Raw genomic sequence first — 720 nt, forward strand, 5'->3', positions numbered from 1 at the left:
CAACAATGCTTGCAATGTCCCAAACGCCGTCTGAAAACTTCGGCAAGGTCAGTTCGGCAAATTCGGCTTTACCCGCTTTCACCAAACCCACGCCTTCCACTTCGGCAGTAATGCCTGCGCCGACAACGGTTTGCGCGTTTTGTGCGGCGGGAATCTCCAAACCGCGCGCTTGGGCGGCGGAGACGATGGCGCGGGCGAGCGGGTGGGCGGCGTTTTGTTCGACGGCGGCGGCGATGCAGTACAAAGCGTCTTCGTCAAAGCCGCTGCCGGGGACGCAATAAATGGCGGAAACCTGCGGCCTGCCTTCGGTCAGCGTGCCGGTTTTGTCCAATACGACGGCATCGACGTGGGCGGCCTCTTCCATCGCCGCCGCGTCTTTAAACCAAATGCCGTGTTTCACCGCCTTGCCCATGCCGACCATAATCGCGGCGGGCGTTGCCAGACCGAGCGCACACGGGCAGGCAATCACCAAAACGGCAACGGCGTGCATCAGTGCAACCGTCCAATCGCCTTTCACCAGCCAAGTGGCGATAAAAGTCAGAAGCGCGATGCCCACAACGGCAGGCACGAATACCGCTGCCGCCTTGTCCGCCACGCGCGCAATCGGCGCCTTGCTGCCCTGCGCTTCGGACAGCGCGTTCATCATGTCGCCGAGCAGGGTTTGGCTGCCGAGCTGCGTGGCGCGGTAAACCACGCTGCCTTCGGTCATCAGCGCTCCCG

1 protein-coding gene is annotated in these 720 nt (G+C 62.4%); it reads right to left on the bottom strand.

Annotation, left to right across the window (positions count from 1 at the left end; translation table 11 throughout):
* Positions 1–720, bottom strand: a 720-nt coding sequence (locus BBW69_RS02560; protein WP_188210312.1) for an HAD-IC family P-type ATPase, incomplete at both ends; no start/stop codon positions are given.

Source organism: Neisseria sp. RH3002v2f (assembly GCF_014596375.1).
In the GTDB taxonomy this organism is placed as follows: Bacteria; Pseudomonadota; Gammaproteobacteria; order Burkholderiales; family Neisseriaceae; genus Neisseria; species Neisseria cinerea.